We start from the raw sequence: 22,807 nt of genomic DNA on the forward strand, positions 1-22,807 counted from the left end.
AAAAGTTCCGCAATCAAATGTCAGCAAAACTTGGGGAAATTCTTGTCCGTGAAAACCTGATCACGTCTCAGCAATTGCTTGAGGCGCTTGATTACCAACGCACCAACGGCGGTCGCCTCGGTTCGAACCTGATCAAGCTCGGGATCATATCGGACGATGTCATCACCGCGGTTCTCTCGCGGCAATACGGCGTTCCTTCGATCAACCTCGAACTCTTCCAGATCGAGGACGAGACGATCAAATTGATCTCGCAGGAAGTGGCGCTGAAATACACGGTTTTGCCGATCTCAAAGGTTGGCGCGACGCTCACGCTCGCAATGGCCGACCCGACGAACGTCTTCGCGATGGACGACATCAAGTTCATGACCGGACTAAATGTCGAACCGGTGATCGCCTCCGAAGCCTCGCTCCAGACCGGCATTACGCGCTATTACAGTTCATCGAAAGCGATCGATGTCGTGATGGCGGGTCAGGACGACTTCTCGAAGATCGCGTCGAAACTCTCGCGCAACGGCAACGGCAACGGCAACGGTGCCAAGGTCGATCAGAAACTCTCGGACGCCGATCTCAACGTTTCGCTCGATAAATTCAAATTCGACGGCAATGTTACCGGAGAACTCGAAGTGATCGAGGAAAACGAGGAGATCGATCTCGCTGCGCTGGCGCAGCAAAGTGAAGACGCGCCGGTCGTCCGGCTCGTCAACGTTCTTCTCGTCGACAGCCTGCGCCGCGGCGCATCCGACATTCACGTTGAACCGTATGAAAAGGATTTCCGCATTCGGTTCCGCATCGACGGCATTCTCTACGATGTAATGCATCCGCCGATGAAGATGCGCGACGCCTTGATCTCGCGTTTGAAAATTATGTCGAAGCTCGACATTTCAGAAAAACGCCTGCCGCAGGACGGACGCATCAAGATCAAGGTCAGGATCGACAATCGCTCGCGCGAGCTCGATTTTCGCGTCTCAACGCTGCCGACGCTCTTCGGTGAAAAGGTCGTGCTTCGTCTCCTCGACAAAGACAAATTGATGCTCGATATGACCAAACTCGGCTTCGAAGAAGCGAGTTTGGAGAAGTTCCAACGCAATATCTTCAAGCCGTACGGAATGGTGCTCGTGACCGGCCCGACTGGCTCCGGTAAGACGAACACGCTTTACTCCGCGCTGCAGTCGCTGAACACGCCCGAAACGAACATTATGACAGCCGAGGACCCGGTCGAATTCAATCTTCCGGGCATCAATCAGGTTCAGATGAAGGAACAGATCGGCTTGAACTTCGCTGCGGCGCTTCGATCCTTCCTTCGCCAGGATCCGAACATCGTCCTCGTCGGCGAAATCCGGGACTTCGAAACCGCCGAGATCGCCATCAAAGCCGCCTTGACCGGACACCTTGTGCTTTCGACTCTCCACACCAACGACGCGCCTTCGACGATCTCACGTATGGTCAATATGGGCATCGAACCGTTTCTCGTCGCGACGTCGGTCAATCTCATTCAGGCCCAACGCCTCATCCGCCGAATCTGCAAGGACTGCAAAGAGGAGATCCACGTCCCGCCCGAAGGTCTGATCGAGGTTGGATTTCCGGCCGAAGAAGCAGAAACCCTCAAATTGTACAAAGGCAGAGGCTGCCAGACCTGCAATGGCACCGGCTTCAAGGGCCGCGTCGGCCTCTACGAGGTTATGGAGATCAATGATGAACTCCGCGAACTCATTATCATCGGCGCAAGCGCGATCGAACTCCGTCGCAAAGCGATGGAAAACGGAATGATCAGCCTGCGTGAATCGGGGCTTCATAAGATCCGAGCGGGAATCACAACGATCGAGGAAGTGGTGAAGGAAACTGTTCTGTAAAAATTGGAGGAAGTATGATTAGGGCAATTGCATTATCGTTGGTTTTGTTGTTGGGAGTCGGGGTCGTTATCCCGTTGACCACGGACTTTGCCGAAGCGGGGCCGAAAAAGCACCGCAAATACGCGAAGAAAAAGAAGAAGATCAAAAAGTACTCTAAGAAATGGTGGCGTTTGTATCACGCCCGTATGAAGCGCAAAAAGGCGCTGCTCGCACGAAAACGCGCACTCAGGCTCCGTCAGATCCGGCTCGCCAAAATGCGCCGGAATTCGAACGCTCCCAAAGCGGTAACCAAAACCTCGGCGCCGGTAGCCAAAACGACGAAAACGGATGACTCGCCGGCCATTCTTCCGAACGGCGACGTCGCTCCGAAAACCTGGAAAAAGAACCAATCGTCGCAATCTGAGCTTCAATTCCGCGTTGACGACGAAAACGGCTCGCAACTCGGTTCGGCGGCGATCTCGGTTGTCGGCCCGTCAACCGGCGACGATAACAATGCCCGCGTGAAGTCGGTCGGCGGCGTGCCGACGACCTCGCTTCGACGCAACGTTATCGACCAGATGATTCGAGAGAACGGATGGGTCGTGAACGATTTTCAGAAGGAAGTCGGCGGCAAGAAGGTGTACGTCGTTGTCGCGCAGGCGGAAGGCAAGGGCGGCGCGGTTCAATCGCGGATCTTCTACTTTGCCGAAGTTGAAGGACGCATCTACAGCGTTTCAACGAATTCGCCGACCGATTCGACCGAGCGCATCGCTGAGGAATCCGAGAAGGTGATCAATATGCTCGTTCGCCGTCGTCAGAATCCGCAGCAAGCGGGACTGAAATAGAACCAAATTCGATCTCTGATCTTTGATCCTTGAGCTGCGTCCGAAGACTCGGCGAAGAAGATCAAAGGTCAGAGATCCAAGGTCTTTACAATGAACAACGAACAACAAAACCACGAACTGACCATCACTCTTCCGGACCTGCTCCGGAAAATGACCGATATGGGCGGCTCTGACCTCCATCTTTCGACCAATTCGGCGCCGCAGGTTCGGGTACACGGTCATCTGGCTCCGATTCAGGGCTTCGATACGTTGACGCCCGCCGACACCAAACGCCTCGCCTATTCGGTTCTGACCGACGCCCAGAAGCATCGTTTCGAAGAGAACCTCGAACTCGACTTCTCATTCGGCCTTAAGGGAATGTCCCGTTTCCGCGCCAACCTTTTCAATCAGAAAGGCGCCGTCGGCGCGGTTTTTCGCGCGATCCCGTATGAGATCAAATCGTTCGACGCGCTCGGACTTCCGCCGATCGTCTCGGATCTCTGCAAGAAACCGCGCGGACTCGTACTCGTTACAGGACCGACCGGTTCCGGTAAATCGACGACGCTCGCGGCGATGATCGACAAGATCAACGTCGAACGAAATGATCACATTCTTACGATCGAGGATCCGATCGAATTCCTGCACAACCACAAGAACTGCCTCGTCAATCAGCGCGAGGTCAACGCTGACACGCACGGATTCGCAAACGCACTCAAGACCGCGTTGCGGCAAGATCCGGACGTCGTGCTCGTCGGTGAAATGCGTGATCTCGAAACGATCGAAATGGCATTGCGCATCGCGGAAACGGGTCACCTGACCTTCGCCACGCTCCACACCAACTCCGCGTATTCGACCATCAACCGCATCATCGACGTCTTTCCGGCCGAACAGCAGGCGCAGGTACGCACGCAGCTCTCGCTCGTTCTCGAAGGAATTCTCTGTCAATCGCTGCTTCCTAAATCCACGGGCGACGGCCGCTGTATGGCCCTCGAGGTTTTGATCCCCAATTCGGCGATCCGCAATTTGATCCGCGAGGACAAAATCCACCAGATCTATTCGATGATGCAGACCGGACAGGACAAGTTCGGGATGCAGACATTCAACCAAGCGCTTGCGACCCTTTTCCATAAGCGTCAGATCACTCTTGAAGTTGCGATGCAGCGAAGCTCGAACCCGGATGAGCTCAAGGAGATCATCGACCGCGGTTCGGGACTCAATCAATCATTCGCCGGCGGAGGAAGGCCGCCGAGTGGTCCGGGAAGCCCGTATATGCAGGGCCGTGGAATCGGGCAGCGCCCGCCGGTACGCGGCTAACAAACTTCAATTCTTACAGGAGTAAAAAAACAATCATGCCAACATTTGCTTTCAAAGGTCGTAACCGCCTGAACGAAATGGTTTCCGGCGAAAGAGACGCCGCCAATCAGGACGAACTGCGCGCATTGCTTCGCCGCGAGCAGATCGTGATGACGCAAGCCTCGGAAAAGGGCCGCGAGATCGCGATCCCGAAACTCGGCCGCAGCAAAAAGGTCGGAGCCAAGGAGCTTGCGGTGTTCACACGCCAGTTTTCGGTGATGATCGACGCGGGTCTGCCGCTCGTTCAATGTCTCGACATTCTCGCCGAACAACAGCAGAATCCATTCTTTAAGGACGTTTTGCGTCAGGTGCGTCAGAACGTTGAAGAAGGCGCAACGCTCTTCAGCGCGCTTGAAAAGCACCCGAAGGTCTTCGACGGGTTGTACACCCATATGGTCGAAGCGGGCGAAACGGGCGGTGTGCTCGATCTCATCCTTCAGCGCCTCGCAACATTGATCGAGAAGGTCGTGAAACTGCGCCGCAGCATCGTTTCCGCCTCGATCTATCCGGCCGCCGTCGTCTTCGTCGCGATCGCCGCCGTCGCGGTCATTATGGTGGTCGTTATCCCGCAGTTCGAAGCGATCTTCATCGGGCTTCTCGGCCCGGGAGAAGCACTGCCGCTCCCGACGCGGATCGTGATGGGTATCAGTAATTTTCTGGCCGGATGGGGCGGATTGGGACTTCTCGCCGCATTGATCGGCACAGTTTTCGGTCTAAAAGCGTATTACAAGACGCCGAAGGGCCGCTGGCATATGGACACCGTGTTCCTCAAACTTCCGATCTTCGGCAGTATTCTGAGAAAGATCGCGGTGGCCCGATTCTCGCGCATCCTTTCAACGCTTTTGTCGTCCGGCGTGCCGATCTTGCAGTCGCTCGACATTACGGCGAAGACCGCCGGCAACGTGGTCATAGAAGACGCCATCCTGAAAGTTCGGGCCGGCGTTGAACGCGGCGAGAATTTCGTCGAGCCGCTGAAAGCGACGGATGTCTTCCCGCATATGGTTGGACAGATGGTCGGCGTTGGCGAACAGACGGGCGCGCTCGACGCGATGCTCGGAAAGATCGCCGACTTTTACGAAGACGAGGTCGATACGGCGATCGCCGACTTGCTCGCGTTGATCGAGCCGGTGCTGATCGCGTTCCTCGGAATCACGATCGGTTCGATCGTCATCTCGATGTACCTTCCGCTCTTCACGCTCATCGGCAAACTCGCCGGCGGCGCGAAGTAAGCGTCGGAACAACTCCCGTAAGAAAACAGGCGGCCGTCGATCGGCCGCCTGTTCTTTCTGCAGCGAGCAATTTCTAATCCGGCGCGTAACTTTCGATGTCAACGTAAGATCCGCGATCCCGAATCAATCCCGTCCTGAACGTTTTCGATTCAAAATTCGGGAGATTTGAAAAGCCGAAATGAAGGAAGCAAATCGATTTGCGATTTGCGATTTGCGATTCCAGGATTCCAGGATTCCAGGATTCCAGGATTCCAGAGATTCCAGGATTCCAGGATTCCAGGATTTCAGAGATTTCAGAGATTCCAGGATTCCAGAGATTCCAGGATTCCAGAGATTCCAGGATTCCAGAGATTCCAGAGATTTCAGAGATTCCAGGATTCCAGAGATTCCAGGATTCCAGAGATTCCAGAGATTCCAGGATTCCAGAGATTCCAGAGATTCCAGAGATTCCAGAGATTCCAGGATTCCAGAGATTCCAAGATTCCAAGATTCCAAACTTCTGGAATCTTGGAATCCCTTGGAATGTTGGAATCTTGGAATCCCCTGGAATCCCCTGGAATCCCCTGGAATCCCTTGGAATCCCTTGGAATCCCCTGGAATCCCCTGGAATCCCCTGGAATCCCCTCAATCGCAAATCGCAAATCGAAAATCGAAAATCCCTTCACCAGATCGCGCCTTTTCCGGCTTCCCAGAGCATTTTGTTGAGCGCCGGAATGTCTTTGTCAAGAATTTCGTTCCCGCGCGATCTCAAAACGGCCCATTCGGCGTTGTACTGCTTCAGCAGATCGAGCGACGGCTGGCCGACGCGCGGCAGGTCGCTTTCCGTCTGATTGATCAGGTACATATAGTTCGCGGTGAACTTGTTCGGATAGTTCTCGACGTCGTCGTAGGCCTTGGCTTTGCGTTGAACCATATCGTCATCCCAGGCCTTCATCTTCTTTACGAGTTCTTCCCCGGCCTTCTTGACCGAGGCGAACTTCGCGTCGTCTCCGAGTGCGCCGAGGAGCAATTCGAGCCGTTTCTGCTTCTCGAAGATACTGTTGACCGTGCGGTGCATCGTCGTCAATTCGCTTTCCATCGAAGACATCAGCTGATGAAACTCGGCATATTGCGCCGGCGTCGTCGAATAGAGCGGATTCGCCAGGATCTCTGCTTCGGTCATCACTTTCTGATCACCGGACTTGATCGTGAAGGTGTATTTGCCGGGCGACGCTTTGTGCCCGGCATAACTCGCCTCGATGTAAACGCCCGGTACGCCCGGCATTGTCGGATATCGCATATCCCACACGAAACGGTTCAGCCCGGCCGATTTATCCAACGTCGATTCCGGTCGCGGCCCTCCGTCCCAGCGCCTGTAAGATTTGTCCGGCGCCGACGAGAACGTGTTTACGAGATTGCCGGCTGCGTCGCGAACCTCCAACGAGATATGGTCGGTCTTTTTTAGCTCCGGCAGGTTGTAGTAAATAACGATTCCGTTCGCCGGATTCACCCCGCGCAGACGGTTGGCACCCGTAAACTCGTCGTCAGTGTCGTCGAGTTCGCTGCCGAAGTTCGCAATGTAAGCATTGTCCGGTCTATAGACCGAGAATGCCGCCATTTCCTTTTTGTACTGTCGCAAAAGGCTGAGATCGTCAAGGATCCAGAATGCGCGCCCCGATGTTGAAGCGATCAGATTTCCCTTGTGAACGCGCAGATCGGTGATCGGCGCGACCGGCAGGTTCAACTGGAACGGCGACCAGTTCTTGCCTCCATTCCAGGAGATGAACAAACCGAGTTCGGTTCCGGCAAACAGAAGGTCTTTGCGAACCTCGTCCTCGCGCACGACGCGGGTGAACGCGTCGGCAGGGATTCCGGCGTCGATATTAGTCCAGGTCGCACCGTAATCGGTCGTCTTGTAGAGACCCGGCCGGTGATCGTTGAACTTGTAACGCGTCGTCGCAATGTAAGCCGTCCCTTTGTCGTGCGGCGAAATATCGATCGCGTTGATCAGACACTCGACGAGTCCGGGCGGCGTCACGTTCTTCCAGGTCGCGCCGCCGTCACGCGTCAGTTGGACGAGTCCGTCATCGCTCCCGGTCCAGATCACGCCCTTCTCGTGTGGCGATTCAATAACATAAGCGAGCGTTCCGTAGTTCTCGGCGCCGACCGCTTCGTTCGTCAGCGGACCTCCGCCTTTGCCCTGCTTTTCCTTCTCGTTGCGTGTCAGGTCCGGCGAGACTTCCTTCCAGGTCTTGCCGAGATCGCTCGTCTTCAGCAAAAACTGCGAGCCGTGATAATAGGTATTCGGCTCCCATTTGCTCCAAATGATCGGCGCATTCCAGTTAAATCGGTACTTCATATCCTTCGCGTCCATCGAAAGATACTGGATGGGCGCCGCCATTATGTTCGTCGCCGCCTTTGCCTTCGTATCGACCACCTCGATCGTGCCCTGATAGCTTCCGCCGAGAACGTAGCGCGGATTGTCGGGATCGAATGCGAGAAACGCGCTTTCACCGCCCGCAGACGGCGTAGCGCTTGCGGCCGAAATTCCGCCGCTGCCGAACTCGGCGCTCGCGATCATAATCGACGAGTAATCCTGCTGGCCGCCGTAGATCCGGTAAGGAAACTGATTGTCGACGTTGATGCGATAAAATTGGCCGGTCGGCATATTCGCCTGCGTGCTCCAGGTCCGCCCTTTGTTGAAGCTGATCGCCGCGCCGCCATCGTTGGAGATGATCATATTGTTCGGGTTGTCGGGATTGATCCACAAATCGTGGAAATCGCCGTGCGTCCCGCCGAGGTTCTCCCAGGTCTTGCCACCGTCGTTCGATCTGAGGCACGGGGCGCTGAGAACGTAGATGGTATTTTCGTTTTTCGGATCGATGAACAGTTCGATGTAATACCAGGCGCGTTGAACGAGCCGGTTGTCGTTCGTCACCTGCCGCCAGCTTTCGCCCGCATCGTTCGAAACATAAAGCCCTCGGGCGTCGGTATTTGAATCGCCCTCGATCAGCGCGTAAACCTTTTCGGGATTCGAACGGCTGACCGCGATCGCCATCTTGCCCATCACCTCGGGCAAACCGTCTTTCATTTTCGTCCAGGTTTCACCGCTGTCCGTCGATTTGTATAAACCGCTGCCCGGGCCGCCGCTGATGACCTTCCACGGCAGACGGCCGTGTTCCCACATCGCCGCGTACATTATCCGCGGGTTGTTCATATCCATCGAGAGTTCGGCCGCGCCGGTCTTTTCATCGACGAAGAGCGTGTTCTTCCAAGTGGCGCCGCCGTCGGTCGATTTGTAGATTCCGCGCTCTTTCGACGAACTGTAAAGCGCTCCTTGCGCGGCGACCCAAACAACATCCGGATTCTTCGGATGAACGATGATCCGCGAGATGTGCTGGCTGAGCGCGAGTCCGATCTTTTTCCAAGTCTTGCCGGCGTCGGTCGACTTGTAAACGCCGTCGCCGCCGTGGGTCATCACGCCGCGGACCGCGTGCTCGCCGGTGCCGACATAAATCACGTTCGGATCGCTGTCGGCGACGGCGATCGCGCCGATCGTTCCGGTCCTGAAGAAACCGTCGGTGATGTTCCGCCAGGTTATTCCGGCATCATCCGTTTTCCAGACGCCGCCGCCGGTCGTGCCCATATAATATGTCTTCGGATCGCCCGGAACGCCAACGGACGCTACCGAACGTCCGCCGCGAAACGGCCCGATCGAGCGCCATTTGACTGGTGCGAAGGCTTTGTTGAAATCATCGGTTTGGGCAAGTGCCGAGATGTTGAGAACGGTCGAGATTATGACGAACAGCAGAAAAAGTTTCTTTGACATGGAAAGTTCCTCAGTACGCTTTGAAAAAGCGAAACCTCTTGCAGTATTGGATCGGTTGCAAATAATTGCCTGAAAAGACGTTGTGTTGCTTTGGGAATTATACTTCGCGGCCTTAGATTCGGCAATTTGAATCGCCGTTCCGCAGTTTTTTGATTTAGACTACGGCTGATGATTTTTCGATCGATGATTCTGACGATGCTGCTCGCGATCGTCGCGGGCGCGCAGGCGCGGCACAGTTTCGGAGTCTCCAAGACCGAATTCCTGCTCGACGGGGAGCCGTTTCAGATTCGCGGATGCGAGCTCCATCCGGCCCGGATCCCTCACGAATACTGGCGTTTTCGAATTCGGATGGCGAAGGCGCTCGGGTGCAACTCGATCTCGGTCTACATCTTCTGGAACTTCCACGAAGATGCCGCGGGTCGATTCGATTTCGTTTCGCCTCAAAAGAACATCGGACGGTTTCTGAAGATGATTCAGGCCGAAGGTATGTGGGCGCTGCTCCGTCCCGGGCCGTACGTCTGCGCCGAATGGGACTTCGGCGGGATTCCGGCGCGGCTTCTCGCGATTCCCGACATCAAGATCCGCGGGATGGATCCGCGATACATCGCGGCCGTCAAACGCTATTTCGCCGCTTTCGCGCCAACCGTGAGATCGAACCTGATCACCAACGGCGGAAACGTCCTGATGGTCCAGATCGAGAACGAATACGGAAGCTACGGCAACGACAAACGTTATCTGGAACTGTTGCGTTCCGAATGGAAGCGGCTCGGCGTCAATGTGCCATTCTACACCGCGGACGGCGCGACTCCGTACATGCTAGAGGCGGGAAACATCGACGGCGCCGTGATCGGGCTCGATTCGGGTTCGAACGACAAGGACTTCGAGCAGGCTTACAAGCGCAATCCGAACGTGCCGGCGTTCTCGAGCGAGAGCTATCCCGGATGGCTGACGCATTGGGGCGAGAAATGGGCAAAACCTGATCCGAATGAGATCCTCGGCGAACTCGAATATCTGATGTCGAAGAAGCGCTCGTTTTGTCTTTACGTCGCGCACGGCGGAACGAATTTCGGCTTTTGGGCCGGCGCGAACGCCGCCAACCCGACGCAATATCAGCCGGATGTGACGAGTTACGACTACGACGCGCCGATTGACGAGCGCGGCCAACCGACCGAGAAGTTTTTCAAGATCCGAGACCTGATCGCGCGGCATTTGGGCGAATCATTGCCGGAACCGGACTCGCCGCTCCCGATGGTCGAGATCCCGAAGTTGGAACTCAAAGGCGCGGGAAGTCTGTTCGATCTTCGCCTTGCGTCGAAGAACGTCGTGCAGCCCGTCCCGATGGAATCGCTCGGCCAGTACACGGGGCTTATCTCATACAAAACAAAGCTGATCGGGCACAAGAGCGGGAAACTCAAGATCTGGGAGCCCCACGACTTCGCGCTGGTTTATCTTGACGGAAAGCTGATCAAAACCGTCTACCGCGACGGCGGCGACTGGACGGTCGATCTGCCGAGGACCGATTCCGCGATGCCGGAGCTCGAGATCGTCGTCGAAGCGATGGGCCGAATCAATTACGGCCAGTTTATGATCGACCGCAAAGGGATCACCGACCGCGTGACGCTCAACAATATGACGCTGATGGATTGGAAGGTGACGCAGTATCCGATGGACGAAACGTTCGTCGCGCGCGCGTTGAAATCGCTGCAGGCCAACTCCGATCCGGCCCGCGGTCTCAACTTCTATCGCGCATCGTTCGACCTCGACAAGACCGGCGACGCCTTCATCGACACGACCGGCTGGAAAAAAGGGATGGTCTACGTCAATGGCCACAACCTCGGCCGCTTCTGGGAGATCGGCCCGCAGACCAAGCTCTACTGCCCCGCGTCCTGGCTTAGGGAAGGCAGGAACGAAATCATCGTGTTTGATTTGATTCGAACGCCGTAGATTGGAGTTCCGCCTTCAGGCGGCCGGACGCTTCATTTTTGGAATCTAGCCAACCGTTTGATAGGTCCTCAAAAAGGGATTGCGTTCCATCGCTTGATCGACTCGCAAAGCTTGCCTACTTGTTCACGAAGATCAAGCACGGAGAACGCGTTTTCAATATTCAGGTAGGGCACAACGTGCTCTGCGAATAGAGGCTTGCGGCGCAGAAAATCCTTACCTTTTCCGGGCGCCCAGGCGTCTAGATGTGATGAAAAGTCGTCATACTGTCCGACCTGACCTATTGGAATCCCTAAATAGGCTTCAACTGCGGACGCTGGAAGGTAGTTTTCGATCTCCTTGCCTTTTGTGATCCAAGAGATCCCACCTATCTCATTCATCTCGGATTCAATACGCCGTTTGGTACTATTGATCCGCGTCTGAGGCGCTCTCTTGTCACTGTCCATAATAATAATGCAGTTTCGATTCACCCTGAGCAAAGCGATGCCATCTTCAACCTCGGTGGGAGCTTTGCTTGAAAGATGGGACAAAAGACGCCCCCCATAGACCGCGCATTGATAGTGGACGCCTTCAACGAGATTGCCTCCAGACCAAAGTTCAATCCAACGTCGAACGTAGATTCGATCGGACGGTCCTTCCACCCACAGGACGCAGTTCGCCTGCAAGATGTCACTCGCACGAACATCGAGATCATCAAGTACTCCATTATTCTCGACATATGTCTTCACCGTTCGACATCGGGCTTCCCTTCCATCATGCCTAACGTGAATGATCTGCGCGTCTCGTTCGTGACTAAAGAGATCAATAACCACATTTGAGTGAGTTGTTATGAAAAAAAAGGTGCCATGATTCTGCGCGTATTCAAATAGGTAGCTGAGCAGTCTTAGGGGTGAAGTTTTTCGAGTTCCCAAACCGAAACAATCAGCTCCTTTTCAAGAACCCGCGGTAACAGCGTTGTACTAGAAGATGATAACGGTTTTGATACCGCTTCCAGATTGCGAAAGCGGGATTCTCCCTTTTTGTTCTTCATCTAGGAAGATCTCCCAGTTATCATTTTCCAACTGTTGGCATCCAATCCGGGAAAAAACCGTGTCCGGCTGGAAAATTCGATTGAGATCCTCTAACAATGATTGTTCGACAATTGAGCTTGGCAAATTGGACTTATTGATGAAACTCTGAATTAGATTCGTAACGCCGGATCCGTCGCCGTTAACAGTAAGGTTCGCCGTTGCAGATTCGGAAACAATGTTTCGTTCGGCAACGATGCGACTAAAAATACGCCCGGAGAGTGGGTTCGGCATCTGATTGGCCATTTCGGTCTCGTACGTATGCCGATCTTTGAGATTATCAAGCGGACGATCACCAGTTGAGCAATTATCGATTGAGACAAATCGATTTTCACCGTTCAGTCGCCAACGTAAAGAAGTGCCGACCAATTGCTTTCCATATTCCCAGTGATTTCCCGGAACTCCCCCTCCACTATGATTCTTTCGAAACACACTTTTCACAACATATTCCGGCAAGTTCGCCCTTCCAAGAATGACCGGTGATTCGTCGCCGTTCCATAACGTCCTTGGGATATTGAACTTGTTTTTGGTCACGTATGTGAGAAGATCGAGCAGTGATGATTTTCCTGAATTGTTCCGTCCGATGATGATGTTGAACGGCGCGATGCGATCAAAACCCTGAGGATCGCTACCAAAGCATTTGAAATGCGAGACTTTGAGTTCATCTTTAAGCGCAGTTCCTTTTTGCCGCCCCCCTGCACGGCTCTCGGTTTTCGCGGGTGATTTGCGCTCGGTGCTCTCGTCACCGCATTTGCTCAATATGACCGCGGCCAACTCCAAATAAGTCAAAGCGCGATCGTTCTGATTTAAGTAACTGTTTAAGTTGCCCAATGTAAGGTAAATGCAACCTAGTCTCTCAGAATCCTCAACATGTTTTTCGGCTTTTCCAAGAAGGAATTCTTCGATGCAATCGGGTTGATTATTCTCGAGGCCAATCTCAACCAGACTCTCGCAGATTTGAAGATTTCCCGGAGATAATTCGTAGAGATCCTCCATTAGTTCTGCTCTGTCTTTAGAACAAAAACAAGCTGGCTTTAGGTACGGCTCTCGTTTTCTTTGCGATCCGCCCTGCCGTCTTCCGCGTAGATCTCGGCGATCTCAATCAGTAGATTTGCCTTGTCAATATTCGATGCGGTCTCGTGAATGCGAGATTCACGAGCAGTGATCAAATCATTGGACGATTTACCGATGAAATTCGCGGGTATCATCGTTTCCAATATGTACTCAAGCTTTCTCAAATTACGGGATCGCACTTGCTCCGGTGTGAACACCGCACGATTCCGAGTTTGCTCTGAAATTTTCCGGTTGTTTTGCTCCCCGCCGTCAGGCCCCTCTGGATAAAAGAGCTGCATGGAACGTGGTTTCCTCGATGGAAGCCACGTCCAACACCTAATGTTGTCGTCAAAGGGGAATATACTTGCGTAGATGAATTCACCGCGTTCAACAGCTTCCTCATAACTCAACCCCCTTTGATAGATCGTTGCGATGGAAAAATACCTACGGGTTCCGTCAACAATCCAACCGAATGGTGCAGAGACCACTGCCCCATGTTGCCATTTATTGATCATGGCACCAAAACCTTGAAATTCCTTCAGTTCATCAAAGGTCAGAATGTCGAGTTCAACATCAGGCCCTAGCGCACGGTTGATCCTGGGGAATAGCCTTTCAAGTTACAAAATTCCTTGTGCGGCCACATCGTCAGCATCGGAAAAACCCTTCGGTTCGGGTAGGTGTGTTTACCATCGACTACAATTCGATTTTCCGGCTTCGTCCTTCACATATCGATTTGCCGAGTAGTCTCGAATACCGACCCTTTATTCCGAGGATCTGCGTCAAGGGGTCCGCAGATACTTAAATACTTCCTTTTCGTAATCTTTCCAGTGCATATATGATTCTGACGATAGCAACGATCCGTTCGCCTCGCAATGTAATCTTGCGTCAATTTGGCTATAGTCCGATACTCGTCGCATTTCAAGACATGCACCTGAAATGCGACGCTCCGTTCAGGCTCAAGCGAGAATGTTCAGGCAAACAATTATGTCCACGACGATACTTGTTTGCGTTAGCACTCAATGTGAGTGGGCCGCTCGCGCTCCGCTCACAAAAAAGACCCGGCGATCTTTGCCGGGCCCAATCAGCCGCCCGAAGGCGGAGCTCCAAACATCTAAAATGTATAGGTGTTTGCCGCGATCATCACTTCGGCGATGCGTTGCCTGGCGGTGATCGTGTTGACGGGCGAGTTGTTCTTCGTAAAGCGTTTGAGCGCCACGAGGAGCATTTTCGCGTCGTCGCCTTCGAGCATTCCGGCGATCGTGTTCTTGGCCGAAGCCTCGATCTTCTGGATCGCGTCGTTGCAGAACACTTGCGCCATATCGATCTCGCGTGCGGCGTCGCCTTTCTCGGCCGCCTTTTTCGCCCGCAGAACGGCCGTTTCCATCGCGTATGCGTTCATTATGATGTCGGCGCAGTTCATCAGGACTTCCTGCTGATTCTGCAGATCCATCATATACTTCTGCGCCGCGGTGCCAAGGATCATCAGCGCGACCTTCTTCGCGTTCGCGGCGAGTTTCGCCTCCGACGCGAGCACCGAATCGTCATCGTCAAACGACATCACCGGATTCATTATCTCGTCCTGGAGCGCCTTCGCCGCCTGGATCAAGGGCAATTGGCCCTTCATCGCCCGTTTCATCAGCTGTCCCGGAATGAGCAGACGATTGATCTCGTTCGTGCCTTCGAAGATGCGGTTGATGCGCGAATCGCGATAGGCCTTATCCGCCGGATATTCGGCCGAATAGCCGTAACCGCCGTAGATCTGGACCATTTCATCGACGACATAATCGAGCGATTCGGAGCAAAAGACCTTGTTGATCGAGCTTTCGACCGCGTATTCGTCGATCGATTTCAGCTTCGTCGCATTGTCGGCGCCGTCGCCGATGAGCGCGTCGATCATTCCGACCGTGCGGTACGTGATCGCTTCCGAAACCCACGTCTTGATCGCCATCTCGGCGAGCTTGTGCTTGATCGCGCCGAATGACGAGATCGGTTTGTTGAACTGGTGGCGCTCGTTGGCGTAACGGACGGCTTCGTGGATCGCGAGTTTTGCGCCGCCGGTGACCGATGCGCCGAGTTTGAAACGGCCGACGTTCAGCACGCCGAACGCGATCTTCGCGCCGTCGCCGACGTTGCCGATCAGGTAGCCGACGGGAATTTTCGCATCGGAAAGCACCACGGCGGTCGTCGAGCTCGACTTGATTCCCATTTTATGTTCTTCGGCAGCCGGACGGCAGTTGTCAGAACGCGGGACGAGGAACGCCGAGAACTTGTCCTTTTCGCCGTCGACCTTAGCGAAGACGATGAAAACATCGGCGAATCCGCCATTCGTGATCCACATCTTCTCGCCGTTCAGGATCCAATGCTGCCCGTCTTCGGTAAGCTTCGCGACGCATTTCGCGCCGAGCGCGTCCGATCCGGAACCCGATTCGGTCAGGCAGTATGCGGTCACGATCTCGCCGGAAATGATTCCCGGGATCCACTCTTTCTTGAGCTCTTCCGAGCCCCAATAATAGATCGGTAGAAGACCGATCGAAGTTTGCGCGCCGTAGGTCGAACCGAAGCCGCTGCCGCGTCCGACGGCTTCGGCGATAATCACGCCGGACGTCTGGTCAAGCGCCATTCCGCCGAGATCTTCCGAGATGTTCGCGCCGAGAAGACCGAGATCGCCGGCCTTTTTCAGCAGGTCGCGGGCGACTTCCCAGGCGTGGTTCTCAAGCGCCGGAAGCTGCGGAACGACCTCGTTGTCGATGTATTCACGGCAGGTTTCGCCGATCATCCGATGTTCATCGGTGAAATCCTCCGGCGTAAAACACGTTGCGGTCGTGCCCTCGCTAAGCAGGAATTCGCCGCCTTTGATGTATTCTTTTTCCATTTTCGCGTCCATTACTTCTCCCTCGTCTATAGAATTTTAGTTCCCGCTATTATAAATGAATGAATGCTCATTCAGCAAGAAAAGTTGGACGTTACACGAGTTTTTCGAAAAAAAAAGAGCTGCTTCATAAGATCGGCGCACGCCAAAGTAGTTAGATCGCCAAACGGGGGAATCAGAGCCGAGCGCCGCCGAAAAACATCGTTGCAACGATCAGGATCCGAAACGCCGCAAATCCTGCCCAAATCAAAAACGCGGTAAGCACTGCCCTCTTGGCATCGCGGAACGAGGGATCGGCTGTCTTAAGGCGAGAATGACGAATCATCCAGGCGATCAGGGAAATCGGAACTCCCGCAAAAAGTATCCAATGCATAGCCCAACAGATGATCCAGATGAACGGTACGAAACTCAGAAGATAAAGCGTCGCCATAGAGCCCGCCAAGATTCGAACGTTGCTCGCGGCATTGCACGCTTCATTCACGGCATTTTGGTCAGCTACAGCCCTCGAGACTTCGTCCAGATCCAACGGATGGGAACAGAATCTGCATGCGTCCATAGAACTGTTGATGATCTGGCTGCAATTCGGACACGGAAAGGTCTTGATGTCGGACATATCTTTCACTGCACTCCCTTTTCTATTTGTTGGTCCATAGTACCCAAAATCGAGAAAGAAATACAAAAAGTCCGGATGATGAAGGATCATCCGGACTTCCGCCCTTGAAACTCCCGCGAACAGCTGCGGAAAACCAAACTAATCCAACCGCTCAAAGATTCCGTCCCCGCCGCCGACCCACATCGTCACCATTCCGTTGCGTTTGCCCGTTCGTTTTGGCCCCGTTGATACTTCAGGATCTTTTTCAGTCATTTCTCGGAGGTCATCAGAATGAGTCGTATCCGCACTTCGTTTGTTCCACGCAGGATTGCCAAAAGAACTCTGGCCATCATGTTTTTCGCCATTATTACAATCGGACTGGCAACCTCGTTCTCTCCGCCCCATAAAATAAGCGCGCAAAGCTCGCCTCGTGTTTGTTCGACTTGCGCCCCACCCGCGCAGCAAATAGTGGCGTCGCGGTTTATGTTGACGGCTTTATCTAAATAAATAAGGCGTTTTCGTGTCTGAACAAAGGGGTAAACCTCGCGGCTTAGCGCCGTGGCTGGAACGCTCACGTAACAACGGCAGTGTTCAAGCCACGGCGTTAAGCTGCAAATGACTTTATTCGGTTTTCGCGGGCACTGGCCCGCCGTCGCCCACGAGCCAGGAATAGAAGAATCCGGCAATTACTGCCCCAACGATCGGCGCAAGCCAAAACAGCCACAGTTGCGAGATTGCCCAGTCGCCGACAAAGAGCGCCGGTCCCGTACTGCGCGCCGGGTTGACTGAAGTATTCGTGATGGGGATGCTGATAAGATGGATCAGCGTCAACGCCAAACCGATGGCGATCGGCGCAAATCCCTTCGGCGCTCGCTCGTGCGTCGACCCGAGAATAACGACCAGAAAGAAGAATGTCATCACGAGTTCTGTCACAAGACACGCTATCAACGCATATTTTCCTGGTGAATGATCACCGAAACCGTTCGCCGCAAAACCGCCTGCGGTAGAAAAGTCCGCCTTTCCGCTCGCGATCACGAACAGAATCGCCGCCCCGGCGATGGCGCCGAGCACCTGCGCGACGATATACGGCACGATTTGATTCGCCGGAAATCGTTTGCCGGCCCAGAGGCCCAATGTAACGGCGGGATTCAGATGACAACCGGAAATATGGCCGATGGCAAAAGCCATCGTCAACACGGTTAATCCGAAAGCCAGCGAGACTCCTGCGAGTCCGATTCCGACATTCGGAAAAGCCGCGGCCAGAACTGCACTGCCGCAGCCGCCCAAAACGAGCCAGAGTGTGCCAATGAATTCTGCAGAAAGTTTCTTGATCATATTGTCTCTCCTTAGGCCGTTAGATTTCTTGGGAATCGGATTAAAAAACCCGGCCAATCATAACAACAAACCTGAAAATGCCGTAATCCGGAGTAACTTACGAGCCGAAATGAAAATCGGCGTCCGTTGCGATGCGGACGCCGATCTTTATAACTCCGGAGCCGCGACGAGCCGGCATTCTGTTTTGCGTTCCGTAAATGGAGAGCACGAGCCAAGCCAATTCGAAAGCAGCGTCAAAGAGGGAATTCCCCGTAGTAGATCTCGTAACCCGGTCCGTAATGTCGCGAGAATTCCTCGGGCGTCTGCTTGACGACCTTTCGCTCGCTGTTCTTATATTGCCAGACGGTGTTCCCGACGAAGATCCCCATATGCTTGTTCTCGACGTTCGACATCGTATGACGGCGGATACTGATGTTGCCGGGCGCGATAACAAAAATGAACCCGCTGAGTATGCTCGCCGGCTTGTCGCCCCAACGGCCGACCCGCCTGCAACGCTCGAACACTTCCTGAACGCGAATACTCGCACTGTCGGCGCGGTCGCCTTGACCCGTCATTCCGCGGCACGTCGCCCCGAATCTCAAGCCGAGGATATGACACGCGAAATGAGCACAGTGGTTTTCGTTGTCATTATGAAAGCCGCATCCGCAAATCCGTGAGATATGCACACCGACGAACGCATCCAACTCCGTCGAACTCGGAGAACTCATATACGGATTCCTCTTCAATCAATCGCAAATCGGCAACCGCAAGTCGAAAAGCCGCCTGAAGGCGGAAAACCAAACTAATCCAACCGCTCAAAGATTCCGGCCGCGCCCATTCCGCCGCCGACGCACATCGTCACCATTCCGTAGCGTTTGCCCGTTCGTTTGAGTTCCTGAAGAAGCGTCGCCGTCAGTTTCGCGCCGGTGCAACCCAAGGGATGTCCGAGCGCGACCGCGCCGCCGTTGACGTTGACCTTCGACGGATCCATTTCAAGAACCTTCATCACGGAAAGTCCCTGCGCCGCAAAGGCTTCGTTGAGTTCGAAAATGTCGATCTGATCGAGTGTCAAACCGGCCATCTTGAGCGCTTTCGGGATCGCGTAAACCGGTCCGATCCCCATTTCTTCGGGCAAGCAACCAGCCGTCGCATACGATACCAGACGCGCCAGCGGCTTGAGCCCGAGCGAGGCCGCCTTTTCGGCCGACATCACGACCGTCGCCCCCGCGCCGTCCGACATTTGCGAAGCATTGCCGGCGGTCACCGTGCCTTTTGCGTGAAAGACCGGTTTGAGCTTTGCCAGTCCTTCGTAGGTCGCGTCGTATCGAACGCCTTCGTCGGTGTCGAAAACGACCTCCTTGCGAAGCACGCGGCCTTTCGCGTCGAGTTCGTCGACAAAGACGTTCATCGGCACGATCTCGTCTTTGAACTTGCCGCCCTTGATCGCGGCGGCCGCTTTCTGATGCGATTCGAACGAAAATTGATCGGCCTGCTCGCGCGTGATCTCGTACTTGCGAGCAAGATTCTCCGCGGTCAAACCCATATTTAGGTAATAGTCGGGATAGTTTTCCGCAAGCGAGGGATTCGGACGGAAATTGGCACCGCCCATCGCGATCATCGACATCGTTTCGAGTCCGCCGGCAACGATCACTTCCGCGCCGCCGGTTCTGATCCGGTCGGTCGCGAGCGCGATCGTCTGCAGACCCGATGAGCAATACCGATTGACGGTCATCGCCGAAGTTTCCACCGGCAACCCGGCAAGGATCATCGACGTGCGCGCGACGTTCATTCCCTGCTGAGCCTCCGGAAACGCGCATCCCATAATGACGTCCTCGATCTCGGCCGGATTCAGTCCCGGCACACGTTTGACCGCTTCCTTGATCGCGACCGCGCCCATATCGTCCGGACGGGTGTTTCGAAGTGTTCCCTTGGGTGCTTTTCCGATGGCCGTTCGAACGGCCGATACGATGACTGCTTCTTTCATATTTTTATCGAGAGTCTCCAAATATTTACTTATTTTTGCAGTCCGAACGGCACTCTGTCAAGAATGAGTGAACGTTCATTCATTTTGTAAAGGCGGAGGTCGGTTTTTTCGGAATAGTTGAAAGTTCGTAATTGATAGTTGGGAATGAGATACGAACTATCAGCTATCAATTACCAACTTTCAACTATTCCGAATTCGTCCTTTGATTGAGTAAAAAAGGCCGGAAAGTCACGACCGAACCGCAACATTCACGGCTTCAACTCCGAGAACTTCCGCAAGTGCCGCCGGCACGATCGAGACGAGAAATCCGCGCTTTCCACCGTTGATCCAAATTCTCTGCAGATCGAAGATCGAGCTCTCGGCATAGATCGGCATCGCGGTCCTTAGTCCGAACGGCGACGTGCCGCCGACGAGATAGCCGGTAAGTTTGTTTGCCCGGTCGGGCGTCGCGGGAACAACGGATTTAATTTTCAGGATCCGCGCGAGATCCTTTGTTGAAACCTGCAGATCGCCGTGTTGCAAAACGATCAACGGTTTCTTCTCATTGGTTTCGAAGACAAGTGTTTTGATCACCGCGTGCTCGTCAACGCCCAGACAGTCGGCTGAATGACGCGTCCCGCCCTTTTCGAGGTAATCGTATAGAAACGGTTCGAATTCGATCTTTTTCTCGCGCAAGACGCGGATCGCAGGTGTGATCGGAAAACTCGACATATTCGACCTTACTTCTTTTGCTTCAGAAAATAAGTCAACGCAAATATCACCGCCGCCACGCCGACGCCCAGATATGCGATCTCCTGGCCGTTGGTCCAGCGCGCGGTGTTGCCCAGAAAAATAACTCCGAGGACGATGATCACGACGCCGACGAGCTTTGCTTTCAGGTCATCCAGCGAATTGATGTTCAGCCAATCCGGAAGCGCAAGCGTCGGGTCGATGAACAATTCGTAAAGCCCGATCGCGATGATCAGAAACACCGTCGAAAGCAAAAATCCGTCAACGATCTCGATGAATTTCAAAACTACGGATTTGGTATCGACAACGCCGGCCACGATCTTGTAAATCAAATGCCCGATCTCGAAAATTCCGAGTCCAAGCATCGCGATCGTCGCCGCCAACGAACCGATGACGGCAATTATGACCAAATATCGACTTCTTTCAAGGATTGACTTCAGCATCGGCGGTAATTTTCACAACTCACGAGATGATCGTTCACGAGCCCGCAAGCCTGCATAAATGCGTACATTATCGTCGTCCCGACAAAGTTGAATCCGCGCTTTTTGAGGTCCTTGCTCAACGCGTCGGAAACGGGAGTCGAGGCGGGAACCTGTGACATCGATTCCCAGGCGTTGACGATCGGCTTGCCGTCGACGAACGACCAGATGTACTTGTCGAAACTCCCGAATTCCTCGACGGTTGCGAGAAAGCACTGAGCGTTGCGGACAGCCGAGGCTATCTTCAAACGATTGCGAATTATACCGGCGTTCGTCAGAAGTTCGGCGCACTTCGCATCGTCGTACCGAGCGATCTTGGACGCGTCGAAATCATCGAACGCGGCGCGATAGTTTTCGCGTTTTGCGAGCACCGTGTCCCAGCTCAAACCGGCCTGGGCGCCTTCGAGAATCAAAAACTCAAAAAGAGTCCGGTCGTCGTGCTGAGGAACGCCCCACTCGGTGTCGTGATACTTGATCGCCAGATCGTTTCTGGCCCAGTCGCAACGCATATTCATTTTCGATTTGCGATTTGCGATTTGCGATTTGCCCTTTGCAATTGATGCGGCCGGAAAACCTCAGCGATCATTCGATTGCAAATCGGGAACTTTGAAAAACCTGCTTGATTGAAGCGACAGGCCGTTCTTGATTTGGGTCGGGATGAAAACGATGATTTCAGACCAATTCGGCGCCATCACGGTCGAAAACATATTTAATCTGATCCTGCCGATCCGTGTTCATCTGTGGTTAAATCCGCCGATTTCCTTCAAGCCGGTATTTCAAAGCTCCCAATCGCAAATCGCAAATCGCAATTCGCAAATATCCTACGGGACTTTCTCGATCTTCTTCACTGTCAGAGAACACGGAAGATACTTGCCCATATTGTCTCCGGGAGCGTCATAGACCCGCAACGAGGCGACGATCTTGACCTTGTCGGTGTTCGAAACGTCCTGCTTCTTGTCGTCGCGGATCGTCAGGCCTTTGCCCTCGACATTCTCGACAGAGCTCGCGCCGCTTCCGAGGTCGATATTCGTCATCGCCGGGCGCGGGTTGTCGGCTTTGTCGGCGAACCCGATCGGGCAACGCATTGGATCTTTGCCGCTCTTCGAGCACATCGCGCTGCCGGTATTCAGGAAATACCCGACGACTTCGATATTCTGTTTGTCGTTCGCCTTGTCGCAAACGTTCGCGAATTCGACCGGTTTGCCGGTTTGATTGCAACCGGCCACGAGTAGTCCGAAGACCGTTAGTATTAAAGTTCTTTTCATTTCGATTCCTCCGGATTAATTGATCTTTTCGATCTTCTTGACAGTGAGTACACAAGGGGCGGTCTTGATATCCGGCGAAGGCGGCGCGCTTGAAACGAAGACCTCCGCGGTGACTTTCACCTTGTCCGCGGCCGCGACCACTTGAACTTTCTCGTCGTGAATCACAAGACCTTTGCCTTCAACGTTTTCAATCGCGCTTTTGCCGCTTCCGAGGTCGATATTGGCCGACGGTGGATTTGGATTATCCGGGTTGTCGACAAACTTCACCGGACAACGCATCGGATCACTGCCGCTTTTCGAACACATCGCGCTGCCGTCGTGTTTGAAAAAACCGGTAACCTCGACCATTTGCTTATTGTTTTCCTTATCGCAAAGGCGCGCGTACTCGACGGGTTTCCCCGTGTAGTCCTTCGCGCATCCAATTGCAAACAGGACGCTTATCATCAATAGAATTGTTCTCATTTTGGTTCC

General features: G+C 54.0%; 20 protein-coding genes. 6 read left to right on the plus strand and 14 right to left on the minus strand.

Going from position 1 to position 22,807, the window contains the following annotated elements; genetic code table 11:
* Positions 1–17 precede the first annotated feature (17 nt).
* From pilB to IPN69_03845, 5 genes are all read left to right on the plus strand, one after another.
* Complete coding sequence (gene pilB / locus IPN69_03825) at positions 18–1,850, plus strand: type IV-A pilus assembly ATPase PilB (protein MBK8809843.1); 1,833 nt, start codon at positions 18–20, stop codon at positions 1,848–1,850.
* Positions 1,851–1,864: 14 nt separating this feature from the next.
* The gene (locus IPN69_03830; GenBank protein ID MBK8809844.1) at positions 1,865–2,674 is read left to right on the plus strand and encodes a hypothetical protein; all 810 of its coding nucleotides are present in this window, start codon (positions 1,865–1,867) and stop codon (positions 2,672–2,674) included.
* A 90-nt stretch (positions 2,675–2,764) separates the two neighbouring features.
* Complete coding sequence (locus IPN69_03835) at positions 2,765–3,967, plus strand: type IV pilus twitching motility protein PilT (GenBank protein MBK8809845.1); 1,203 nt, start codon at positions 2,765–2,767, stop codon at positions 3,965–3,967.
* 35 nt (positions 3,968–4,002) lie between these two features.
* Positions 4,003–5,235, plus strand: a complete 1,233-nt coding sequence (locus tag IPN69_03840; protein ID MBK8809846.1) for a type II secretion system F family protein — start codon at positions 4,003–4,005, stop codon at positions 5,233–5,235.
* 204 nt (positions 5,236–5,439) lie between these two features.
* Positions 5,440–5,940: a hypothetical protein gene (locus IPN69_03845; GenBank protein MBK8809847.1), complete on the plus strand. Its 501-nt coding sequence runs from the start codon at positions 5,440–5,442 to the stop codon at positions 5,938–5,940.
* Here the strand turns inward: IPN69_03845 and IPN69_03850 are convergent.
* A complete protein-coding gene (locus tag IPN69_03850) occupies positions 5,897–9,043 on the minus strand; it encodes a glycosyl hydrolase (GenBank protein MBK8809848.1) in 3,147 nt (1,048 codons plus the stop codon). The two genes, IPN69_03845 and IPN69_03850, sit on opposite strands and share 44 nt — an antisense overlap.
* Before the next feature lie 168 nt (positions 9,044–9,211).
* Between IPN69_03850 and IPN69_03855 the strand changes: the two genes are divergently transcribed.
* Positions 9,212–10,987 carry a beta-galactosidase gene (locus IPN69_03855; GenBank protein ID MBK8809849.1) on the plus strand — a complete coding sequence of 592 codons (1,776 nt, stop codon included), beginning with the start codon at positions 9,212–9,214 and terminating at the stop codon, positions 10,985–10,987.
* Positions 10,988–11,055: 68 nt separating this feature from the next.
* Here IPN69_03855 and IPN69_03860 read toward each other — a convergent pair whose 3' ends face one another.
* From IPN69_03860 to IPN69_03920, 13 genes are all read right to left on the minus strand, one after another.
* The gene (locus IPN69_03860) at positions 11,056–11,712 is read right to left on the minus strand and encodes a hypothetical protein (GenBank protein MBK8809850.1); all 657 of its coding nucleotides are present in this window, start codon (positions 11,710–11,712) and stop codon (positions 11,056–11,058) included.
* 231 nt (positions 11,713–11,943) lie between these two features.
* Positions 11,944–13,047 (minus strand): ATP-binding protein, encoded by a 1,104-nt coding sequence (locus tag IPN69_03865; protein ID MBK8809851.1) that lies wholly within the window; start codon positions 13,045–13,047, stop codon positions 11,944–11,946.
* Between the two features lie 38 nt (positions 13,048–13,085).
* Positions 13,086–13,619, minus strand: a complete 534-nt coding sequence (locus IPN69_03870) for a hypothetical protein (GenBank protein MBK8809852.1) — start codon at positions 13,617–13,619, stop codon at positions 13,086–13,088.
* 596 nt (positions 13,620–14,215) lie between these two features.
* On the minus strand, positions 14,216–15,976 hold the full coding sequence (locus IPN69_03875; GenBank protein MBK8809853.1) for an acyl-CoA dehydrogenase family protein: 1,761 nt from the start codon (positions 15,974–15,976) through the stop codon (positions 14,216–14,218).
* A 172-nt stretch (positions 15,977–16,148) separates the two neighbouring features.
* Entirely contained in the window at positions 16,149–16,676 is a 528-nt protein-coding gene (locus IPN69_03880) for a hypothetical protein (protein ID MBK8809854.1), read from the minus strand.
* A gap of 510 nt (positions 16,677–17,186) precedes the next feature.
* A complete protein-coding gene (gene aqpZ / locus IPN69_03885) occupies positions 17,187–17,900 on the minus strand; it encodes an aquaporin Z (GenBank protein ID MBK8809855.1) in 714 nt (237 codons plus the stop codon).
* Positions 17,901–18,133: 233 nt separating this feature from the next.
* A complete protein-coding gene (locus IPN69_03890) occupies positions 18,134–18,607 on the minus strand; it encodes a hypothetical protein (GenBank protein MBK8809856.1) in 474 nt (157 codons plus the stop codon).
* Positions 18,608–18,681: 74 nt separating this feature from the next.
* On the minus strand, positions 18,682–19,863 hold the full coding sequence (locus IPN69_03895; protein MBK8809857.1) for an acetyl-CoA C-acyltransferase: 1,182 nt from the start codon (positions 19,861–19,863) through the stop codon (positions 18,682–18,684).
* 228 nt (positions 19,864–20,091) lie between these two features.
* Positions 20,092–20,574, minus strand: coding sequence for an aminoacyl-tRNA deacylase (locus IPN69_03900; GenBank protein ID MBK8809858.1), 483 nt, complete (start codon positions 20,572–20,574; stop codon positions 20,092–20,094).
* Positions 20,575–20,582: 8 nt separating this feature from the next.
* Positions 20,583–21,035 (minus strand): YqhA family protein, encoded by a 453-nt coding sequence (locus IPN69_03905; protein ID MBK8809859.1) that lies wholly within the window; start codon positions 21,033–21,035, stop codon positions 20,583–20,585.
* A complete protein-coding gene (locus IPN69_03910) occupies positions 21,029–21,586 on the minus strand; it encodes a DNA-3-methyladenine glycosylase I (GenBank protein ID MBK8809860.1) in 558 nt (185 codons plus the stop codon). The genes IPN69_03905 and IPN69_03910 overlap by 7 nt, the downstream gene beginning before the upstream one ends.
* A 306-nt stretch (positions 21,587–21,892) precedes the next feature.
* Positions 21,893–22,336, minus strand: coding sequence for a hypothetical protein (locus tag IPN69_03915; protein MBK8809861.1), 444 nt, complete (start codon positions 22,334–22,336; stop codon positions 21,893–21,895).
* A 15-nt stretch (positions 22,337–22,351) separates the two neighbouring features.
* Positions 22,352–22,798, minus strand: coding sequence for a hypothetical protein (locus IPN69_03920; GenBank protein ID MBK8809862.1), 447 nt, complete (start codon positions 22,796–22,798; stop codon positions 22,352–22,354).
* Between the last annotated feature and the right edge of the window lie 9 nt (positions 22,799–22,807).

It is taken from the genome of Acidobacteriota bacterium, assembly GCA_016715115.1.
Classification (GTDB): Bacteria; Acidobacteriota; Blastocatellia; order Pyrinomonadales; family Pyrinomonadaceae; genus JAFDVJ01.